The sequence below is a fragment of the Curtobacterium citreum genome (assembly GCF_006715175.1).
In the GTDB taxonomy this organism is placed as follows: domain Bacteria; phylum Actinomycetota; class Actinomycetes; order Actinomycetales; family Microbacteriaceae; genus Curtobacterium; species Curtobacterium citreum.
The window spans coordinates 739,190-758,376 of the sequence record NZ_VFMQ01000001.1 but is presented as its reverse complement, the minus strand read 5'-3'; the positions used below and the strand labels follow the sequence as shown (position 1 = coordinate 758,376).

Sequence of the window (19,187 nt, the reverse complement as noted above, 5' to 3'; positions counted from 1 at the left end):
GTTGCCGCACGCCGCGTTCGCGGCCCCGGCCTTCGACGCGTCGAAGCTCTACGCCGTCCAGAGCTCGTCGTCGAACGTCGTGACGATCGACCGGACGACCGGGGCGGCGACGACCGTCCTGACCGCCCCCACCGGTCCGGCGAACAACGGCAGCTTCAACCAGCTCGGCATCTCCGCCGACGGCGACAAGCTCTACATGACCGACAGTGCGACGGTCCGCGAGTACACCGCGTCGACGAACACCTGGGAGTCGACACAGCGCTCCACGGGCGCGACCGTCGGAACCACCATGGGTGGCGTCAATCCGAAGACGCAGCTGTTCTTCTTCGGCGGGCAGACCAACGGCAAGTTCCTCTTCGACTCGTACGACCCGGCGACGAACAAGATCTCCACCACCCCGGTCACCGTCTCCGCGGCGGGAGCACCCGGCGGCAGCGGCGACCTGGCGTTCGACCGGCAGGGCAACCTGTACTTCGTGTCCAGCTCGGGCGCGAACAACAACTCGAACACCGCGCAGCTCTACCGCGTCAACGCATCCGACCTCGGCGGTGGCAACACGACGGCGACCGCGGTCGGTCCGCTGATCAGCAACACCCCGATCCTGAACTCGCTGGCCTTCGGTGACGACGGCTACCTGTACATCGCGGGCAACGGGACGAACTCGTTCCTCAAGGTCAACCCGGTGAACGGCAAGACCGTCGACACCAAGACCGTCGGCGTCTCGATCACCGACATGGCGTCGAACGCAGTGCCGTCGACCGGCCAGTCGCAGGGCGGCTTCACCGACGGTCGCGCGAAGCCGAGCGACCAGCTCACGACGACCATCAGCGGCGGTGACATCCCGACCCCGGTGAGCGCGACGACGTCGACCGGCAAGGACACCGTCACGGTGGGCCCGATCATCCTGCTGCCCGGGCAGAGCTACACGGTCGACCAGACCCCGGGGAACACCACGACCGACCCGAACGCGTACGACACGACGTACAAGTGCATCAACCTGGTCGACGGCTCGGTCGTCGCACAGGGCACGGGCACCTCGGCGCCGTTCACCGTCCCCGCCGGCGGCGGCGACGTGCAGTGCGTGTTCTCGAACCCGCTCAAGCCGTCCGTGACGAACACCTCGTCGACGGGCAACACCCCCGGCCAGCCGGTGACCGTCGACCCCCTCGCCGGCTCGCAGGGCTCCATCGACCCGACCACCGTCACGCTGACCCCGAACACGCCGGACTCGACCGTGTCGAACGGCGGCAAGCAGCTCACCGTCCCCGGTGAGGGCACCTGGACCGTCGACCCGCAGTCCGGCAAGGTCACCTTCACGCCGGAGAGCGGCTCGACGAAGAACCCGACCCCGGTCACCTACACGGTCGACGACACCCGAGGCAACCAGACCTCCGGCCAGATCGCCGTGACGTACAAGGGGAACGCGCAGCCCGACACCGCGAAGACCACGCAGGGCACGGCCGTGACGGTCGACGTCCTGGCGAACGACCAGGGCGGCACCGTCGCCTCGAGCGTCGTCTTCCCGACCTCCGGTCAGCCGAAGGGCGCCACCGTGAGCACCGACGGCAAGCAGCTGACGGTCCCCGGCGAGGGCACGTACACGATCGACCAGAGCACCGGCAAGGTCACGTTCACCCCGGACCCCGCGTTCCGCGGCACCACCTCGCCCGTGTCGTACCAGGTCGCCGACGCCGACGGCGCGACGTCCACGGCGACGATCACCGTGCAGGTCGCCGCGGTCGGTCCGACGGCGAAGAACGAGACCGCCACGACCCAGCAGAACGCCCCGACCACGGTCGACGTCGTCCGCGACGCCGCCCCGGGTGTGCAGGGCGGGACCCCCGTCGACCCGACGACCGTCACCTTCCCGACCACGGGCCAGCCGGCTGGCGCCACGACGAGCACCGACGGCCGCCAGCTGACCGTCCCGGGCCAGGGCACGTACACCGCCGACCCCACCACCGGGAAGATCACGTTCACCCCGGCGCAGGGCTTCACCGGCACCACCACCCCGGTCACCTACCAGGTCGGTGACACCGGCGGCGCGACCGGCACCGGCACGCTGACCGTCACCGTCACGGCCGTCACCCCGACCGCGAAGGACGACACCGTCACGCTGGCGCAGGGCGACACGGCGACGGTCGACGTCCTGGGCAACGACACCCCGGGCAACGCAGCGACCCCGCTCGACCCCACCACCGTGACGTTCCCCGGCAACGGCACGAAGCAGCTCACCGTCCCGGGCGAGGGCTCGTACGCCATCGACCCGAAGTCCGGCAAGGTCACCTTCACCCCCGAGCCGACCTTCCGCGGTACCGCGACGCCCGTGACCTACCGGGTCGCCGACGTCGACGGCCACACCGCGTCGGCGACGATGACCGCGACGGTCACCCCGGTCGGCCCCGCGGCGCAGGACGACAGCGCGACGACCGAGCAGAACGCCCCGGTCGTCGTCGACGTCACCGCGAACGACCAGCCCGGCGTCGCGAACGGCACCCCGGTCGACCCGATCAGCGTGGTCTTCCCGACCTCCGGCCAGCCGAACGGTGCGATCGTGTCCCCGGACGGCAAGCAGCTCACCGTCCCCGGCGAGGCCACGTACACGATCGACCCGACCACCGGCAAGGTCACGGTCACCCCGGCGCAGGGCTTCACCGGCACCACCACGCCGGTGACGTACCAGGTCGCCGACACCGGGAAGGCGACGGACACCGCGACGATCAGCGTCACCGTCAGCGCCGTCAGCCCGACCGCGAAGGACGACACCGCGACGACCGACCAGGGCAGCGCGACCACCGTCGACGTCCTGGCGAACGACACCGCCGGCAACGCCCAGACCCCGCTCGACCCCACCACCGTGACGTTCCCCAGCACCAAGACGGGCACGACGAGCACGGACGGCAAGCAGCTGACCGTCCCCGGTGAGGGCACGTACACGATCGACCCGAGCACCGGGAAGGTCACCTTCACGCCCGAGGCCACGTTCCGCGGCACCGCCACCCCGGTGACGTACCAGGTCGCGGACACCGACGGCACGACGGCCACGGCGACGATCACCGTGACGGCGAAGCCGGTCGGCCCGAAGGTCGCGAAGGACACCACCGCGACCACGTCGCAGAACACCCCGGCGACCTTCGACGTCGCCGGTGCCGCGAGCCCCGGCGTCAAGAGCGGCACGCCCGTCGACCCGACGAGCGTCGTCTTCCCGAAGGACGGCCAGCCGACCGGCGCCACGGTGTCGGACGACGGCAAGCAGCTCACCGTCCCCGGTGAGGGCGCGTACACCGTCGACCCGAAGACCGGCGTGGTCACGTTCACCCCGGCGCCCGGGTTCTCCGGCACCACCACCCCGGTGACCTACCAGGTGAGCGACACCGGCGGGCAGACGTCGACCGGTCAGCTGACCACCACGGTCACCGCGGTCTCGCCGACCGCCGAGCCGGACACCGCCACGCTCGCGCAGGGCGACTCCGCGACGATCGACGTGCTCGGCAACGACCACGGCGGCAACGCGGCGACCCCGCTCGACCCGAAGAGCGTCGTCTTCCCGGCTGCCGGTCAGCCCGCGGGCGCCGTCGGCACCGAGAGCGCGAAGCAGCTCACCGTCCCGGGTCAGGGCACGTACGCGATCGACCCGGAGTCCGGGAAGGTCACCTTCACGCCCGAGCCGACCTTCCGCGGGACCGCGACGCCGGTGACCTACCAGGTCGCCGACACCGACGGCACCGCGACGACCGCGACGATCACCGCCACGGTCACCCCGGTCGGCCCGGCGGCGAAGGACGACACCGCGACGACCGAGCAGAACACCCCGGTGTCGATCACGGTCCTGCGCAACGACGGCCCGGGCGTCGCGGGCGGCACGCCGCTCGACCCCGCCAGCGTGGTCTTCCCGGCGACGGGCCAGCCGAACGGCGCCACGGTCAGCACGGACGGCAAGCAGCTCACCGTCGCCGGCCAGGGCACGTACACCGTCGACTCGACCACCGGGAAGGTGACGTTCGCTCCGGCGCAGGGCTTCAGCGGCGCTGCCGAACCGGTGACCTACCGGGTCGCCGACACGGGCGGGGTGACCGCTGCTGCGACGATCACCGTCACGGTCACCTCGGTCGCGCCCGCCGCGCACGACGACTGGGCGCGCACCGCGATGGACACCCCGGTGACCATGTCGGTCCTGAGCAACGACGACGCCGGGAACGCCGCGACGCCGATTGTCCGGTCCACCGTCCGACTGATCGACGGCTCCGGTGCCTCGGTGTCCCGCATCGCGGTGCCTCGGAACGGTGTCTGGTCGGTGAACGACGCGGACGGGACCGTGACCTTCACGCCGGAACCGGGGTTCTCCGGTCCGACGAAGGGGGACTACCGGATCACGGACACCGACGGCCACACGAGCGACGCCGTCATGACCGTCGTCGTCGGCACCCCGCCGACCGCGAAGGCGGACCACCGTGACGGCGAGCCCGGCACCGCGACCGTCGTCGACGTCCTCGGCAACGACGGCCCCGGCACCGCGCCGATCGACCCCGAGTCGGTCCGCCTGGTCGACCCGAAGACCGGCAAGCTCGTCGACACGGTGACGATCGCCGGCGAGGGTACCTTCACGGTCCAGCCCTCGGGCACGGTCACCTTCACCCCGGTCGACGGCTACGCCGGCACCGCGACGATCCGGTACTCGGTCGCCGGCGAGGACGGCAGCCGCGCCACCGCGACGGTCTCGGTCACGATCCCGGTCGTGCCCGGCATCACGCAGAACCCGGCGAAGGGCGGCGGCATCATCGTCACCACCCCGAGCGGCGACCGCCTGGCCTTCACGGGCAGCGACGTGCTGTGGCCCGGCCTCGGTGCCTCGTTCGTCCTGATGGCGATCGGCCTGGGCCTGGTCCTGCTGCACCGCCGTCGTACCGCACAGGAGCGCTGACCGGCGGCCACCGGCCACCGGCCACCGGCCACCAAGAAGCAGCCAGCAAGAAGCAACCAGCAACGACGAAGGGCCGGGACACCAGATGGTGTCCCGGCCCTTCGCCGTTGCGTGCGGATCAGCTCAGTCGAGCGTCCGCCGCACGTCCGGCAGCAGCTCGTGGAGCCGCTCCGCCAGACGGTCCTGGGCTTCGTGCAGGGACCGGAAGTCCCCGACGTACTGCCCGTAGGTGTCCGAGACGAAGAAGTGCGCGCCCTGCTGGTCGACCACTCCCCCGTAGTACCCGCCGTAGTTCGCCGCCCAGAGCCCCGTGTCGGCTTCGGACCAGACGACGTGCGCGCGGGCCGGCGCATCGGGTGACACGACCCCGGCAGCGATGCCGGTGATGACCTCGATGGTCGCCGTGTCCACGGTCACCTCGGCCTGGTGGCTGCTGGTGACGCTCGTGCTCATGGTGGTGCTCCTCGTGATGGTGGTGCTGGTGGAACCGTGCAGTGTGGTGTTGTGCGGTGCGCTGGTGTCGCGGGGCCCGTCCGACGACGGGCCGGGATGGTCGCCGGGCACTAGTCGATCGGCCGGATGACTGCCGGCAACATGACGTGCAGCTGGTCGGCGAGCTTGGCCTGGGCGTCCTCGAGCGTCGAGAAGTCGCCGACGACCAGTCCGAACGTGTCGGAGGCCACGTAGCGACCGTCGCGCTTGTCGACGGTGCCGCCGAAGTAGCCGCCGTAGTTGGCGATCCACTCGCCGTCGTCTTCCTGGGTCCAGGTGGTCTTGGCACGGGCGGCACGACCGGCGTGCTCGGCTTCCGCTTCGAGGATCGCGATGACGTCGACGGTCTCGGTGTCGAGCGTGACCTCGGCTCGGCTGTCGGTGTTGACGGTGATGCTCATTGTCGCTCTCCTTCGCGATCCGGGGTACATCTGCTGACACCAGAAACCTACGGGGCCGACCACCGGCCCCGCCAGCGATGCCCGCCGATTCACGGTTCGCGCCAATGCGATCGATCGAGCACCCCCGGAATTCCGGGGTTGGGGGACACCGGAACGGGGTACAGGTCCGAAACGGGGTACTCGTTTCGCGGATGAACGACTTCCCGGGGGACGTCGCCGCCGTCGGACGGTCGCCACCGGCCGGGAGGCACGGCACAGTACGGTCGGTTCCCGTGACCACCGCGAGCAGGACGACCGTCGTGCGGATCGTGCTGTGGGCGGCGGTCGGGCTGCTGGTCGCCCTGATGCTCGTGCCGGGCACCGCGGACGGGCTGCGGACCGCCCTGGGACGGGCCCTCGCGGCGCTGCGCGCCGTCGGGCACGGCACCCTCGACGTCGACCCGGGCTTCGCGATGGCGATGGTCGTGACGGTGGTGACCGTCCCGGTGCCGGTGCTGCTCGCGGTGGTGGGTCGCGCCTCCAGGCCGGGTGGGGTGCGGCAGCGCGCGGTCGTGAGCTGCCTGATCGTCCTGGTGCTCGCCGCGGCCGCGGCGGTGCACACCGACGGACGGTGGGACCGCTTCCGGGACGTCGCGACCGCCGGACTGGTCGGGGTGCTGATCGGCAGCCTGCTCGACGCGGCGGTGCACGCGCGGGCGCGGGCGGCGCACGCCTCGGTGCGGAGCAAGCGGGTGGCGTGGACGATCGCGGGGGCCTACGGGCTGCTCGTCGTGCTCGTGGCGACGTGGGGGACGCCGGTCGACGGCGGGATCCACCCGTGGCTGGTGCGGGCCATCGCGGCCGGGCAGCGGCTCGGGGCGCCGTCGTGGCTCGGGTACAGCGCGGTCGAGTTCACGGCGAACGTGGTGTTCTTCGCGCCGTTCGGGTTCCTGGCCGTGCTCCTGCTCGGCGCACGTCGGTGGTGGGTGGGGATGCTCGGCGGCTTCCTGGTGAGCTGCGCGATCGAGACGACGCAGGCGCTGTTCCTGCCGGCACGGTTCGCGTCGGTGGACGACGTGCTCGCGAACACCTCGGGGGCCGTGCTCGGGGTGCTGCTGGGGGTCGTGGTGCTGGGGCGGGCGCGGCGGAGCTGAGGCATCTCCGTGTCCCTGCCAGGGGCGCGCGTAACGTCGGCAGCATGACCCGACGCGGCGACCCCGTATGGCGCTCCTTGATGGCGTCCCGGACGATCACCGCGAGCATCATCACCCTGTTCGGGTTCTTCATCCTCGTCACCGATCCCGGCTCGGTGTGGGTGGGCGTGGCGCTCGTGGTCCTCGGCGCCTTCGCGCTCGCGCTCCTCGCCGTCGCTCGTCGCCGCGGCCGGTACTGACCGCCTGCGGCCTTGTTGCACTCGGCATGCTGTCCGACTTCGGCACTTGCGGCTGAAGAAGCGCAGAGCGCGCCCCTGCCGGAAACATTCGTGACCTACCGTCAGCGCATGGCCCGACCCGAACGCCGCCCCTACCGACCGCCGTCGATGTTCCCGTGGTGGTTGTGGATCGCCGCGCCGCTGGCGGTGGTCGCCGTCGTGGCGGTCGCGTTGCTCGTCGCCTGAAGACCACTCGTCCCGCGACGAGAAGAACCCCCCGGCACCGAGGTGCCGGGGGGTTCTGTCAGTCGAGCGAGGCTCAGACGGTCTCGCGCTGGCGACGGACCGACTTGCGGACGACCAGCAGGCCACCACCGAGGACGATGGCGCCACCGGCAGCCCAGAGGCCGAGCGTGGAGATGGTGCCACCCGTGAAGGCGAGCTCACCGGGGGTGCCGGTGTTGCCGTTGGCGGCGACCGAGGTCGCGCCGGCCGGGGCGATCGTGAAGGTCGCGAAGCCGGTCACGCCGGAGGTCGCGCCCGTCGCGGTCAGGTTGTACGTGCCCGAGCCACCGGCCGGGAACGTGACGCGCACGGTCAGCGAGCCGTCGGCGTTCGCGGTGTAGTCCTTCGAGACGGTCGTGGTCGGCAGGGCGCCGAGCGTGACCGCACCGGCACCGGTGACCTGCACGCGGACCGACTCGTTGTCCTGGAAGGCGCCCGGCGTGAAGGCGACCGTCGCCGTGCCCCCGGCGGTGTAGCTACCCGAGACCGACACGTCGGAGTCCGGCGTGTACCCAGCAGCGTTGGCCGCGGTCGGGATGGCGATGAAAGCTGCGCCCGCGAGGACGGCAGCGGCGATGAGCTTCTTCATAGAAGTGTTTCCCCTAGTGATCTGATCCTTCAGACCCTGACACCCAGAGCCCGTGCACCGCTCGCAAGCCACGTGGTGCACGCGGTTGCTATGGCGAAGTTCCCTCAATCTAGCGGGAATCCCCAGCTTGTTGCCACCGGATCCGTAACTTTCTCCAGACGACATCTCGTGCAGGCGCTTCATCGAGCGGTCAGCCTTGCGTAACGCGGAGTTCACACGTGGAGAAAATCCCAGTTCAGAGCCGCGTTCACTCGTTCCCAGCGCGGCTGATCTGTACCCCTGTGAGGGCAGTGAGCGCGCGTCGAGGGCGCTCAGCTTGCCGCAGATCCCCTCGATCTGGGGGTAGCTGAGACCGCGTTTCCCGGAGCAACACGATGGTCCATCACCTTGTCAGGACGTACTCGGGTCTATCGTTCGCGGTCAGCCCTGCGGGACTGGGGCGGCGCAGTCGAACCGCAGCGGCAGGGCCTTCGTCTGCTCCAGACCCGGGGTGGACAGCACCTCGGTGCCGGCCTTCGCGTTCTTGGCCTGCCCGAGGAAGGCGACCCGGAACGTCGCGCTCTCGCCCGGCGCCAGGACGGTCCGCAGCTGCGCGACCGGGTGGCCGTCGTCGGTCGCCGTCTGCACGCCGACAGCCTTACCGTTCTGCGAGGCGCCGAGGAAGATCGCGTTCTGCGGCGCGTAGACCGCGATGAGCGTCTTGATCTTCCCGGGCTCGGTGCCGAACGCGCCACCGCCGGTCACGTACTCCGGCAGGCTCGTCGCCGCGTCGGCCGGTGCGGTGTTCTTGATCGTGACCTCGACCGCAGAGGTCGGCAGGCCGTCCTTCCGGCAGACCGAGGATCCGACCGAGATCGTCTTCTGCAGGTAGTAGTCCATCTTCGAGCCGGTGCCGTCGTTCAGGTAGACGCCGAACTGCCGGGTCTCCTGGTCAGCGGTCGGCAGCGCCCCGGCGACGGCCGTGCCGTCGATGAGCTGCTCCTCGGACGCGTCGGTGCTCCAGAGGCGGAGTCGTCCCTCCCCCGCGGACTGCGTCAGCGCGGCGACGAACTGCTTCGCGTCGAACCCGCCGCTCGAGACCTTCTCGAACACCGCGCTGGCCGCCGAGGCGAAGAACGCGTCCTGCACCTTCGGGTCGGAGTACTTCGCGTACGCCTCGCTCAGGAGCAGCTTGACGGCGTTGTCGGACGTGAGCGTGTCACCGGTCGCGAGCTGAACGGGGCCGGTGGCCTTGAGGAGGTAGCCGAGGGTCACCGGGTCGATGGCGATGACACCGTTCACGTGCTGCCCGGTCTCGCGCTGCCACATCGCCTGGGCGAGCTTGCCGGAGACGTCGAAGCGCGGGGTGAGCGTCACGTCCTGCATGTACTGCCCGGTGATGTCGCCGTACAGCGCCTTCGTGCCGTCGTCGAGCGGGAGGACCGACTCGGGGTAGGGCCCGAACGAGGAGCCCGAGCGCTGCTCCCCGAACGCGACGGAGCCGTCGTTCACGTTGAGGAGCGCCACGGCGCCGGGAATACCGCCACCGGCGCGCAGCTCGGCGTTGTTCTGGAAGAGCAGCAGGTACTGCCGGTCGCCGTCGGCGCCGAGCATCGCCGGGGCGAGCTGCACGACGCGGTTCGCGGTGTCGACCTGCCCGTGCACAGACGTCAAGGCGTTCCGGAGTTGGTTGACCGCGGACGTCACCGGCGACAGGGTGTTCACGGTGTCGATCGCGTCGGCGTCCTTGACGGCCTCGTCGATCGTCGCGGTCGCCTTGGCGACCGGTGCCTGCGCCTGCACGAGGGGCTGCAGGTCGACCTTGCCGTTCTTCGGCTCGAACAAGTCCGTGCCGAGCTTGTCGACGACGCTCGCGACCGGGCTGACCGCACCTTGCGACACGTCGTCGACAACGCCGGCAATCTGACGGACCGCACGCAGGTTGGTACCGAAGAACGGGACGTGCTCCGAAGCACGCCAGATCGGGTCGCCGGTCAACGAGCGGGCCGCGCCGGCTTCGTCCTCCAGGTGCGCGGCCGTCTTCTCCGCGCTCGCGGTGTCGCCACCGGTCAGCTGCGTCCGGAGCGTCTGGACGTCGGCGACGGCGTTCTCGAGGTGTCCCTTCGCGAGCACACCCCGCACCCCCACCCAGGCGACGGCGAGGATGACGAGTAGGACGATGGCCAAGACGATCCACAGCACGGTCCGGGCCCTGTTCCCCCGGCGTACAGCAGTGCGTCGCGACTCGGGCAGGTCGGACATGAGGGCAATCCTACGGTCCCTCATGTCCGGCGCCCGTCACTGACGGATCGAGTCGGCGTTCTCGTGGAACCAGTCGATCGTGCTGCGCAGGCCGTCCTCGAGCCCGATCTGCGCGGTCCATCCCGCCTCGGCGAGCTTCGACACGTCGAGCAGCTTCTGCGGCGTGCCATCGGGCTTCGACGTGTCCCAGACGGTCTCCCCCTCGAAGCCGACGACCTTCGCGATGGTCTCGGCGATCTCGCGGATCGTCACGTCCGATCCGGTGCCGACGTTGACCTGGTCGGGGCCGTCGTAGTGCTCGATCAGGTGGAACACCGCGGCGGCCATGTCATCGACGTGCAGGAACTCGCGGCGCGGTGTCCCGGTGCCCCAGTTCTCCACCCGGTCCACGCCGTCCCGGACCGCTTCGTCGTAGCGACGGATCAGTGCGGGCAGGACGTGCGACCCCGTCGGCGAGAAGTTGTCGCCGGGCCCGTACAGGTTCGTCGGCATCGCCGAGATCCACGGCAACCCGTGCTGTCGGCGTACGGCCTGCACCTGCAGGATCCCCGCGATCTTCGCGATCGCGTACGCGTCGTTCGTCGGCTCGAGATGGCCGGTCAGCAGGGCGTCCTCGTGGATCGGCTGCTCGGCGAGCTTCGGGTAGATGCACGACGACCCGAGGAACACCAGGCGCTCGACACCGTGCTCGACCGCAGCGTCCATGACGTTCACCTGGATCTGCAGATTCTCGCTGAGGAAGTCGTGCGGGTAGGTGTTGTTCGCGAGGATACCGCCGACCTTCGCAGCCGCCAGCACGACGTGCTTCGGACGCTCCTGTGCGAAGAAGTCGAAGACCGCCGCGCGGTCCTTCAGGTCCAGCTCGGCGGACGTCCGGCTGACGAGGTCGGTGAATCCCTCGGCCTCGAACTTCCGCTTGACCGCGGAGCCCACGAGCCCGCGGTGGCCGGCGATGTAGACGCGGTCGGAGCGATCGAGCGGTCCAGGGGTGAACGAGGGCTCGGCCATCACGACTCCCAGCTCGCGAGCTTCACGGTGTCGATCCACGGTCGGCCCTCATGATCGAGCGCCTCGATGTCGGCGTCGACCATGATGCGAGCCAGCTCAGCCGTGTCGACCGTGGCCTCCCAGCCGAGCTTCTCCTTGGCCTTCGACGCGTCCCCGACGAGGGCGTCCACCTCGCTCGGGCGCAGGTAGCGCTCGTCGAACCGGACGTGGTCCTCCCAGTTCAGCCCGGCGTGCGAGAACGCCGTCGACAGGAAGTCCTTCACGGTGAAGTTGCCCCCGGTGGCGAGGACGAAGTCGTCCGGCTCGTCGACCTGCAGCATCCGCCACATGCCTTCGACGTACTCCGCGGCGTAGCCCCAGTCGCGCACCGAGTCCAGGTTGCCGAGGTACACGTGATCCTCGAGCCCGGCCTTGATCCGAGCGACCGCCCGGGTGATCTTGCGGGTGACGAACGTCTCGCCGCGGCGCGGAGACTCATGGTTGAACAGGATGCCGTTGACGGCGAACATGCCGTACGCCTCGCGGTAGTTCCGGGTCACCCAGTAGCTGTAGACCTTCGCGGCGCCGTACGGGGAGCGCGGCCAGAACGGCGTCTCCTCGTTCTGCGGCGGCGGGGTCGCGCCGAACATCTCGGACGACGACGCCTGGTAGAAGCGCGTGTGGATGCCCGACATCCGGACGGCCTCGAGCATGCGCATCGAGCCGACGCCCGTGACGTCTCCGGTGTGCTCCGGCTCGTCGAACGAGACACGCACGTGGGACTGAGCGGCGAGGTTGTAGACCTCGTCCGGCTTCAGCTCACCGAGCAGGCTGACGAGCCGTGCGCCGTCACCGAGGTCGCCGTAGTGCAGGAAGAGCTTCGCCTCAGGGTTGTGCGGGTCGACGTACAGGTGATCGATCCGCGACGTGTTGAAGGTCGAAGCGCGGCGGATGACCCCGTGCACCTCGTACCCCTTCCGAAGGAGCAATTCGGCCAGGTACGAGCCGTCCTGCCCGGTGATGCCCGTGATGAGTGCGCGCTTGGTCAATCGTTTCCCGATCCCGTGGAGGTAGCAGTCCGACGTCCCCGCGTCAGCCCCTGCAGAAGTTGAGCATAAGTGTTGAACGAGGCGTGGCTGGACAAGCGTTCCCGACGGAAGCGCTGACCGGCGAGGCCTAGCTCTGCAGCCCGCTCCGGGTCGCTCGAGAGTGCCTCCGCAGCCTCGAGCAGCGCCCGCGGGTCGCCAGCCGCGACGGAGACGCCACCGCCGGAAAGGAGCACTTCGCTCTCGGTGACGCTCCCCGCGTCCGTCGCTGCCAGGACGGGAAGGCCGGTGCTGAAGTAGGAGGTGAGCTTGCTCGGGACCGCCATCCCGGCGACGCCTGGCTTCTCGTTGACGAGCAGCGCATCTGCGGCCGCGAGGGCGCGGCGGAACTCAGCATCAGGGAGCGAGCCGAGCATCTGCAACGCGGGCGCATCTACGGCGGCCCGCTCGAGCTCGCGGCGTTGGTTCCCATCGCCGAGGAGCACGAAACGGATGCGGCTGCCATGTGCGACAGCGAGCTTCGCCGACTCGACGACGTTCTCGAGCCCCTGCTTGACCCCCATGTTCCCGGCGTGGAGAACGACGAATTCGTCGTCGGTCCAGCCGAGTTCCGCTCGTGCCGCCGCCCGATCAACGGGCTCGCCATCCTCGAGGTGCGACCAGTTGCGCACGACTGTCACCGCACTCGGAGCGACACCAAGCTCGTGGACGACCGTGTCACGGAAACGCTCGTGGATCACAACGACCGCGTCCGCTCTCCTGAGCAACCATCCTTCGAGCGCCGCCACCGCCTGCGCAAGGCGACCCGGTCGTTCGCTGAGCTCCCGCAGGCCGAGGGAGTAGAGGTCCTGGACCCAGACGACGACAGGAGCCCGTCCGCTGAGCCGCGCACGGAGGAACGCGATCGCACTGGACAAGAGTGCGGGCGACACGAGCACGATGGCGTCTGGCCGGCCAAGCCGAGTCAGCGACGACGCGAGTCCGAACGAGATTTCCGACGCTGCACGCGCCAGCCCGCCCGGCTTCGAGGGAAGACGGTGACGGAACCGCTCGACGACCACACCAGCACGCGACTCACGAGACCGACGGGGCGGCTCGCCGTCGAAGCGCCACTGCGGATAGTGGGGGTGCGCAGTCAAGGCACGCACGCGGAAGCCGCGGCGCGCGAGCTCTTCGGCCAGACCTGCCGAGTACGGCGCGATCCCAGTGGTCTCGGGGGTGTAGTTCATGCCGATCAGCAGAACCGACAAGGGCGTCGTCACCGAGTGAACATAACAGTCGCTATGCCTCCAGGCGGCGACGCGACGACGAACAGCCGATTCGAGCAATGCCACCCGAACGGGTCGCGCCGCGACTAACCTGAGCAACAACCAAGGATCAGGGGGCGAGCGCCGTGGCTCGGATTGTCATCATGCAGCCGTACGTGCCCTCGTACCGCGCGCCCTTCTTCTCAGCCCTCGCAGAACGCCTGGCAGAGCAAGGGCACGAGTTGGTCATCGCCGCGGGACAGCCGACTGACGCTCAAGCGAAGCGACGAGACGGGGCCCGCATCCCGGGCGTCAGCGAGCGCCGACTGCGAACGAGGATCGTGAAACTCGGTCCTGCTCGGCTCCGACTCGTCAACGCTCGTCCCGCCTGGAAAGACGCAGACGTCGTCGTTGCTGAACTCGCTGCAGGCGCTTCCGCTACGTACGGAGCGCTCCTGCAGTGTCGGCGACCAGTCGGCGTCTGGGGCCACGTCGAGGCCTTCACAGCCCCGGACAGCCGACTGACCCGAGCGCTTCGTCGATGGCAGACGCGAGCAGCGACGCACGTCCTCGCCTACACCGATACCGGAGCCGCTCTGGCGAAGGACTGGGGAGTGGACGCAGCACACGTGACGTCGTTGCACAACACGGTCGACCTGACCGCCCTCTCCCAAGCGATCGACCGGGCGAAAGCGGACGATCCGTCAACGGTGCGAGCGCGTCTCGGACTCAGCAGCGGTCCCGTCTTCGCGATGATCGGAGGCCTGGACGCGAGCAAGCGCATCGATCTCGTCGTCGGAGCACTAGATGTGCTGTGGGCATCGCGCCCCGAGATCCAGCTCATCGTCGGCGGCCGAGGCGAACTCGAACCGGCCTTCAGCGAGGCCGTGGAGCGGGGCCAGGTCCGGTTGGTCGGCTACGTCGGCAACGATGCCAAGGCAGAGTTCGCGCGCGTGGCCACAGCGCTTCTCAATCCCGGTCGAGTGGGGCTGATCGCCGTCGAGAGCATGGCGATGGAGCTGCCGATCGTGACGACTTCCGGCGCCCGACACGGGCCCGAGTACGAGTACCTGACTCCGGGCGTGGACAGCATCGAATGCGAACCGACCGCGACCGCGCTCGCAGCGACCCTCGTCGCGCTCGCGGATGACTCCGAGCAGGTCGGTCAGCTGTCGGCCGCGATCGGCAAGCGGCTCGACGCGTTCTCGCTCAGTCACATGGTCGACCAGTACGCCGGAGCCCTGGAGTCGCTCGTTGACGCTTCGAAGACGAGGTCGCGTCACTCTAAGATGTGAGCACACGAGGTCGCTCCTCGCAGGCAGAGGGGATCGGGGACTCATGGCAACCGACGTGACGCATGTCATCAAGTTGAAGGACGCTCCGGGCGAGCGAACCGCATGGGGACGCTCGCGAGCGGTCGTCTACCTCTGGGGCGTCGCTGAACTCCTCTTCGTGACCAACCCCTGGCAGATCTCGTCCGGCCTGCGAGTCAGGGTCCTCCGAGCCTTCGGGGCTCAGATCGGCAGCGGCGTGATCTTCCGGCCCAGGACCCGAGTTCGCTTCCCGTGGAAGTTGCACATCGAGGACGACAGCTGGATCGGCGAGGGTGTCTGGTTCCACAATCAAGACCACATCTACGTCGGGCACGACGTCGTGATCTCTCAGGAGACTTTCCTCACGACCGGCAGCCACCGACACAAGCGCGACATGGCCCTCGTCACCCGGCCGATCCACATCGAAGCCGGCGCTTGGATCACTTCTCGTTGCATGGTCCTCGGCGGTTCGCGGATCGGCGAGTCCGCGCTCGTGCGCCCCATGTCACTCGTCCAGGGACACATCCCGGCGGGCGCAGTCGCTGCTGGCAACCCTGCCGTCGTGACCGGAGCTCGATTCAAGAACGGAAGCGACGCGTGAGAATCGTCCAGACCGTCACCCTCGCGTCCGAGGACGGCGCGTTCGGCGGACCACTCGCCGTCGCCATCGCTCAATGTCGCGAACTCGCGCGCCGCGGTCATGACGTGACCCTGCTCGCCGCGTGGGACGCAAAACTCGAGCTCACCATCCCTGGCGTCCGAGTCGTCCTCGCCCGAGGTCGACGCATCCCGGGGACCGGCTTCAGCGGCGTGCGCGCGCCTTCGTTGCTCAAGTGGCTCGACCAGAACCGTCATCAGATCGACGTCGTGCACGTGCACGCCGGGCGTCATGCGCTCGACCTCGAGCTCGCATCGCGAGCTCGGCAGCTCGGGCTCCCCTACTTCCTCCAGACGCACGGCATGATCATGCCGAACCGAGGACCGTTGGCGCGCGTCCTCGACCGCACGGTCACAAGGCCGCTGCTCCGATCGGCTGCAGCGGTCCTCGTCCTCACCGAAGCCGAAGCGTCTGGGATCCACCATGTCGAGCCAGCTGCGCGAGTGAGGACCGTGGGTAACGGTCTCGCCCTGTTCGAGCGCCCAGACCGAGACGACGCAGCACGCCCCGAGGTTCTGTTCCTTGCCCGCCTCCACCCTCGGAAGCGCGTCCTCGCATTTGCCGAGATGGCGGCGGTCCTCGCTGGGCAAGGTGTGGACGCTCGATTCTCGGTCGTGGGGCCGGACGAGGGCGACCTCGCAGAGCTCGAGCGGTTCCTCCAGGCGAACCCCCACGTTCCCCTCACCTACGAAGGCGCTGTCAGCCCGGGAGACGGCGCTGCGCGCACCGCCCGAGCGGATGTGTACGTCCTACCGAGTCACGGAGAGGTCTTTCCCGTCAGCGTTCTGGAAGCACTCGCGGCCGGAACCGCGGTCGTATTGACGAACGACTGCGGAATCGCCGAGCGCCTCGACGCCGCTGAGGCAGCGTCCGTATCAGACGGAAGCCCGGCCGACCTCGCAGCACGCGTCGCGCACCTCTTGACCAACGCAGCCGCGCGTGAGCAGCAGGTCAGGAACGGCCGAGCTCTCATCGCAGGTGAGTTCGGGATCCGAGCGGCAATCGACGGTATCTACGACCACTACGTCGCCGCCCTCGAGCGCGAGAATCGGCCGTCGATCGTTTGGGTCACGAACCAGGCGGCCCCGTACCGCATCCCGGTCTGGGAGGCACTCGCCGAGCAGGTAAACCTCGAGATCTGGCTCCTCGAGTCCGACCAGAAGCTGCATCGAGATCGCAACAACCGTGGCGCCGACTGGGAGGTTCGTGGGCGAGAGTTCAACTTTTCTGTGCGAACACTTCCCACCTACGCCATCCATCGTGGCGAAGCTCGGCACTACATCGCCGGATGGCTCGGTAGGAAGCCACTCAAGGACGTGGACGGCGTCCTCATCGGAGGATGGGACTCGCCGGCATACTGGACTGTTGCGCGGGCGGCCCGCAAAGCGGGTGCCCGCCGCATCGGCTTCTACGAGTCTCACCTCTTGACCCAGCGCAACACCGGTGGCCCCCTCGCCGCTGCACGCCGGTGGTTCTTCCGCTCCCTGGACGGAGTGGTGGTCCCAGGCGTCGCGGCGCAGGAGGCTCTGCTCCACGAGGGCGTCGATCCCGGAAAGATTCATCTCGGATTCAACGCCGTCGATGTTCAAAGGATCCACGCAGAAACCAACCTTGAGCGGGCACGTCACCCTCGAACCGATGACAACCTTCGACTTCTCGTCGTCAGCCAACTGATCGAGCGGAAGAACATCAGTGAAGCGATCAAGGCCATCCGCGAACCCGGACTGGAAAACACAATGCTCACGGTCGTCGGCACCGGACCACTCGAGGTTGAGCTAACAGAACTCATCGACAATCTAGACCTCAGTGACCGTGTAGATCTCGTCGGGTACCTGCCGGGCACAATGCTTCCGCGCGTCTTCGCGGATCACGACGCGCTCGTACACCCGGCCCTCGAGGAAGTATGGGGATTGGTCGTCAACGAGGCGCTCGCCGGCGGACTGTCTGTGGTCGTCAGCGATCGCGCTGGTGTGGCCTCATCCGTTGCGGGGTCGACCGGCGTGCACCAAGTGGAGCCGACCGCTCCCGCCATCGCGGAGGCGCTACGGTCTGTCGCCGTCAAGCAGCCGGTGGCGCACCCGGCGATTCTCGAACACACGCCAGACGCGTTTGCCCGTATCTTCCTCTCCGCGCTTGCCCCATCCGTGGATCTCAGCGAACCTTCGCGCGCAGGTGGTGGAGAAGTTTCCTCGACCCACGACGGAAGCGGGGAACCTCGGTGATCATCATCGCGACGGTAGCACTAGTCGTCTCTTTCATCGTCGGACGACGCAAGACGGCAGCTACACCCGGCCTCCTCTTGTCCCTCTTCTTTTTAAGCTTCGCCTTTCTTGGGGCAACGGCGTGGAACTGGTCTCGAGATCAGAACGGGGCTGGCTTGCCGGGCCAGATTGCGGCAGATCCTAACCTCTACGGCATCGGGACAGGGGCATTCGCGAGCGCGGCTCTCGGAGCGAGCATTGCTGCGATCTTGGGCGGCATGACATCACGACAGCTCTTCACGTTCGCGTCGATCAATCGCATCCTGCGAACTCCGCGCCTCGGAACAATTACGCAAGTCGCCTCCGTCATCGCTCTCGCCCTCTGGCTCGTTGGCCAGGGAACGAACCTCTGGTTCCGCCAGAACTACATGGACACAAACGGCAGCCAGGCGTTCTTGACAACGTTCAGCCTCATCGGACCCTTGGCCGGCATTAGTGCGTTCCTTATTGGATCCATTTCGGCCGCCGCCCCTGTTCGCGTTGCAGCTTGGATCCTTGCAAGCACTTGGTGGGCCTGCACCTCCGCAGCTGGCACTCGCCTCGCCGTCGGCTTCGTTCTGACAGGTCTCCTTGCATGCATTCTGTACTGGCTTACTAGCAGATCAATCCCACGGACTTTGATCGCATTCGCTCAAGGCGCCGGCCTCACCTATTTGACGCTGGCAACCTTCGCTGTCACCTACGTCGCGCGGGGCACCCAACACGGGTTGACACGGCTGGCCGCGCTCTTCGCGTCCCCCTCGGTCCCTCAGCCCTTTGATTTGAATACCTGGGTACCAGGCCTCAAGTGGCTAGTTTCTTCCATCGCAGCTTCCTTCCCGCTCACGGAACAATCCGCCCTGCGAGCCCCGCCTACTGAGATCATTCTGGCGAACCTAAACCCACTGCCGGCAAGCCTCCTCAACATCGATCCATACACGTTCGAGCGTCTCTGGCCATGGGCATGGGTACCCCTTGGTTTCGTCGGCGAGGTTTATGGCGCCTTCGGCCCGATCTCCGTCACTATTCTTTTCTTCGCGGTCGCGCTGTCGGCAGGCATTGGAGCAGCCTGGCTTCAGCGCAAAGGCCTGGACATCGCTATTGTGGCGATACTCGTGACAACTGTCGCCCTGGGATTCCTAGCAATTCAGTATCCGAGCCGATCCGCCGGTCGAGTGATCAGCTTCGTCACTATCGGACCGTACCTTGCGGTGCTCGTCGTCAACCTTGCAAAGCTCTTCCGATTGAAGACTAGGCCGCCAACTGCAAAGCAATTGCACCAAGCGGGCGCGCCGCGAGATGTCGAGGTGTGACTACTCCTGCGAATCGGGAGGAACCGCACCATCAGCTCTACCCAGGGGAGCCGATGCACCTGGCTTAACTTCAAGCTTCACACTGTGTAGTTGCCTGTGTGAC

The 19,187-nt window shown here is 68.2% G+C and carries 14 protein-coding genes; 7 read left to right on the top strand and 7 right to left on the bottom strand.

What is annotated here, in order from left to right; all coding sequences use genetic code 11:
• Position 1 precedes the first annotated feature (1 nt).
• The gene (locus tag FB462_RS03705) at positions 2-4,921 is read left to right on the top strand and encodes a beta strand repeat-containing protein (RefSeq protein WP_167509996.1); all 4,920 of its coding nucleotides are present in this window, start codon (positions 2-4) and stop codon (positions 4,919-4,921) included.
• 123 nt (positions 4,922-5,044) lie between these two features.
• Here FB462_RS03705 and FB462_RS03700 read toward each other — a convergent pair whose 3' ends face one another.
• Both FB462_RS03700 and FB462_RS03695 read right to left on the bottom strand, forming a co-directional pair.
• On the bottom strand, positions 5,045-5,374 hold the full coding sequence (locus FB462_RS03700) for a hypothetical protein (protein ID WP_058742193.1): 330 nt from the start codon (positions 5,372-5,374) through the stop codon (positions 5,045-5,047).
• 110 nt (positions 5,375-5,484) lie between these two features.
• On the bottom strand, positions 5,485-5,814 hold the full coding sequence (locus tag FB462_RS03695; protein ID WP_114850242.1) for a hypothetical protein: 330 nt from the start codon (positions 5,812-5,814) through the stop codon (positions 5,485-5,487).
• Positions 5,815-6,086: 272 nt separating this feature from the next.
• On the opposite strand from FB462_RS03695, the gene FB462_RS03690 reads away from it, so the two are divergent.
• Together FB462_RS03690 and FB462_RS03685 are read left to right on the top strand one after the other, a co-directional pair.
• A complete protein-coding gene (locus FB462_RS03690) occupies positions 6,087-6,947 on the top strand; it encodes a VanZ family protein (RefSeq protein ID WP_167509995.1) in 861 nt (286 codons plus the stop codon).
• 44 nt (positions 6,948-6,991) lie between these two features.
• Positions 6,992-7,186, top strand: a complete 195-nt coding sequence (locus FB462_RS03685) for a hypothetical protein (RefSeq protein ID WP_141860257.1) — start codon at positions 6,992-6,994, stop codon at positions 7,184-7,186.
• Positions 7,187-7,484: 298 nt separating this feature from the next.
• On the opposite strand, the gene FB462_RS03680 is transcribed toward FB462_RS03685, so the two are convergent.
• From FB462_RS03680 to FB462_RS03660, 5 genes are all read right to left on the bottom strand, one after another.
• Complete coding sequence (locus FB462_RS03680) at positions 7,485-8,039, bottom strand: hypothetical protein (RefSeq protein WP_058742196.1); 555 nt, start codon at positions 8,037-8,039, stop codon at positions 7,485-7,487.
• Positions 8,040-8,459: 420 nt separating this feature from the next.
• Positions 8,460-10,205, bottom strand: coding sequence for a DUF4012 domain-containing protein (locus FB462_RS03675; protein WP_167509994.1), 1,746 nt, complete (start codon positions 10,203-10,205; stop codon positions 8,460-8,462).
• Between the two features lie 111 nt (positions 10,206-10,316).
• Complete coding sequence (locus FB462_RS03670; protein ID WP_141860253.1) at positions 10,317-11,288, bottom strand: GDP-L-fucose synthase family protein; 972 nt, start codon at positions 11,286-11,288, stop codon at positions 10,317-10,319.
• Positions 11,288-12,316 (bottom strand): GDP-mannose 4,6-dehydratase, encoded by a 1,029-nt coding sequence (gene gmd / locus FB462_RS03665; protein WP_141860251.1) that lies wholly within the window; start codon positions 12,314-12,316, stop codon positions 11,288-11,290. The genes FB462_RS03670 and gmd overlap by 1 nt, the downstream gene beginning before the upstream one ends.
• The gene (locus FB462_RS03660) at positions 12,313-13,575 is read right to left on the bottom strand and encodes a glycosyltransferase (RefSeq protein ID WP_141860249.1); all 1,263 of its coding nucleotides are present in this window, start codon (positions 13,573-13,575) and stop codon (positions 12,313-12,315) included. Before FB462_RS03660 ends, gmd begins: the two co-directional genes overlap by 4 nt.
• A 149-nt stretch (positions 13,576-13,724) precedes the next feature.
• Between FB462_RS03660 and FB462_RS17795 the strand changes: the two genes are divergently transcribed.
• Genes FB462_RS17795 through FB462_RS03640 form a run of 4 tightly spaced genes read left to right on the top strand, consistent with a single transcriptional unit; the run spans position 13,725 to position 19,084 of the window.
• Positions 13,725-14,855, top strand: coding sequence for a glycosyltransferase family 4 protein (locus FB462_RS17795; RefSeq protein WP_141860247.1), 1,131 nt, complete (start codon positions 13,725-13,727; stop codon positions 14,853-14,855).
• A gap of 43 nt (positions 14,856-14,898) precedes the next feature.
• Positions 14,899-15,474 carry an LbetaH domain-containing protein gene (locus tag FB462_RS03650; protein ID WP_141860245.1) on the top strand — a complete coding sequence of 192 codons (576 nt, stop codon included), beginning with the start codon at positions 14,899-14,901 and terminating at the stop codon, positions 15,472-15,474.
• Positions 15,471-17,753, top strand: coding sequence for a glycosyltransferase (locus tag FB462_RS03645; protein ID WP_167509993.1), 2,283 nt, complete (start codon positions 15,471-15,473; stop codon positions 17,751-17,753). The genes FB462_RS03650 and FB462_RS03645 overlap by 4 nt, the downstream gene beginning before the upstream one ends.
• Positions 17,750-19,084: a hypothetical protein gene (locus FB462_RS03640; RefSeq protein ID WP_141860241.1), complete on the top strand. Its 1,335-nt coding sequence runs from the start codon at positions 17,750-17,752 to the stop codon at positions 19,082-19,084. The genes FB462_RS03645 and FB462_RS03640 overlap by 4 nt, the downstream gene beginning before the upstream one ends.
• Positions 19,085-19,187 lie beyond the last annotated feature (103 nt).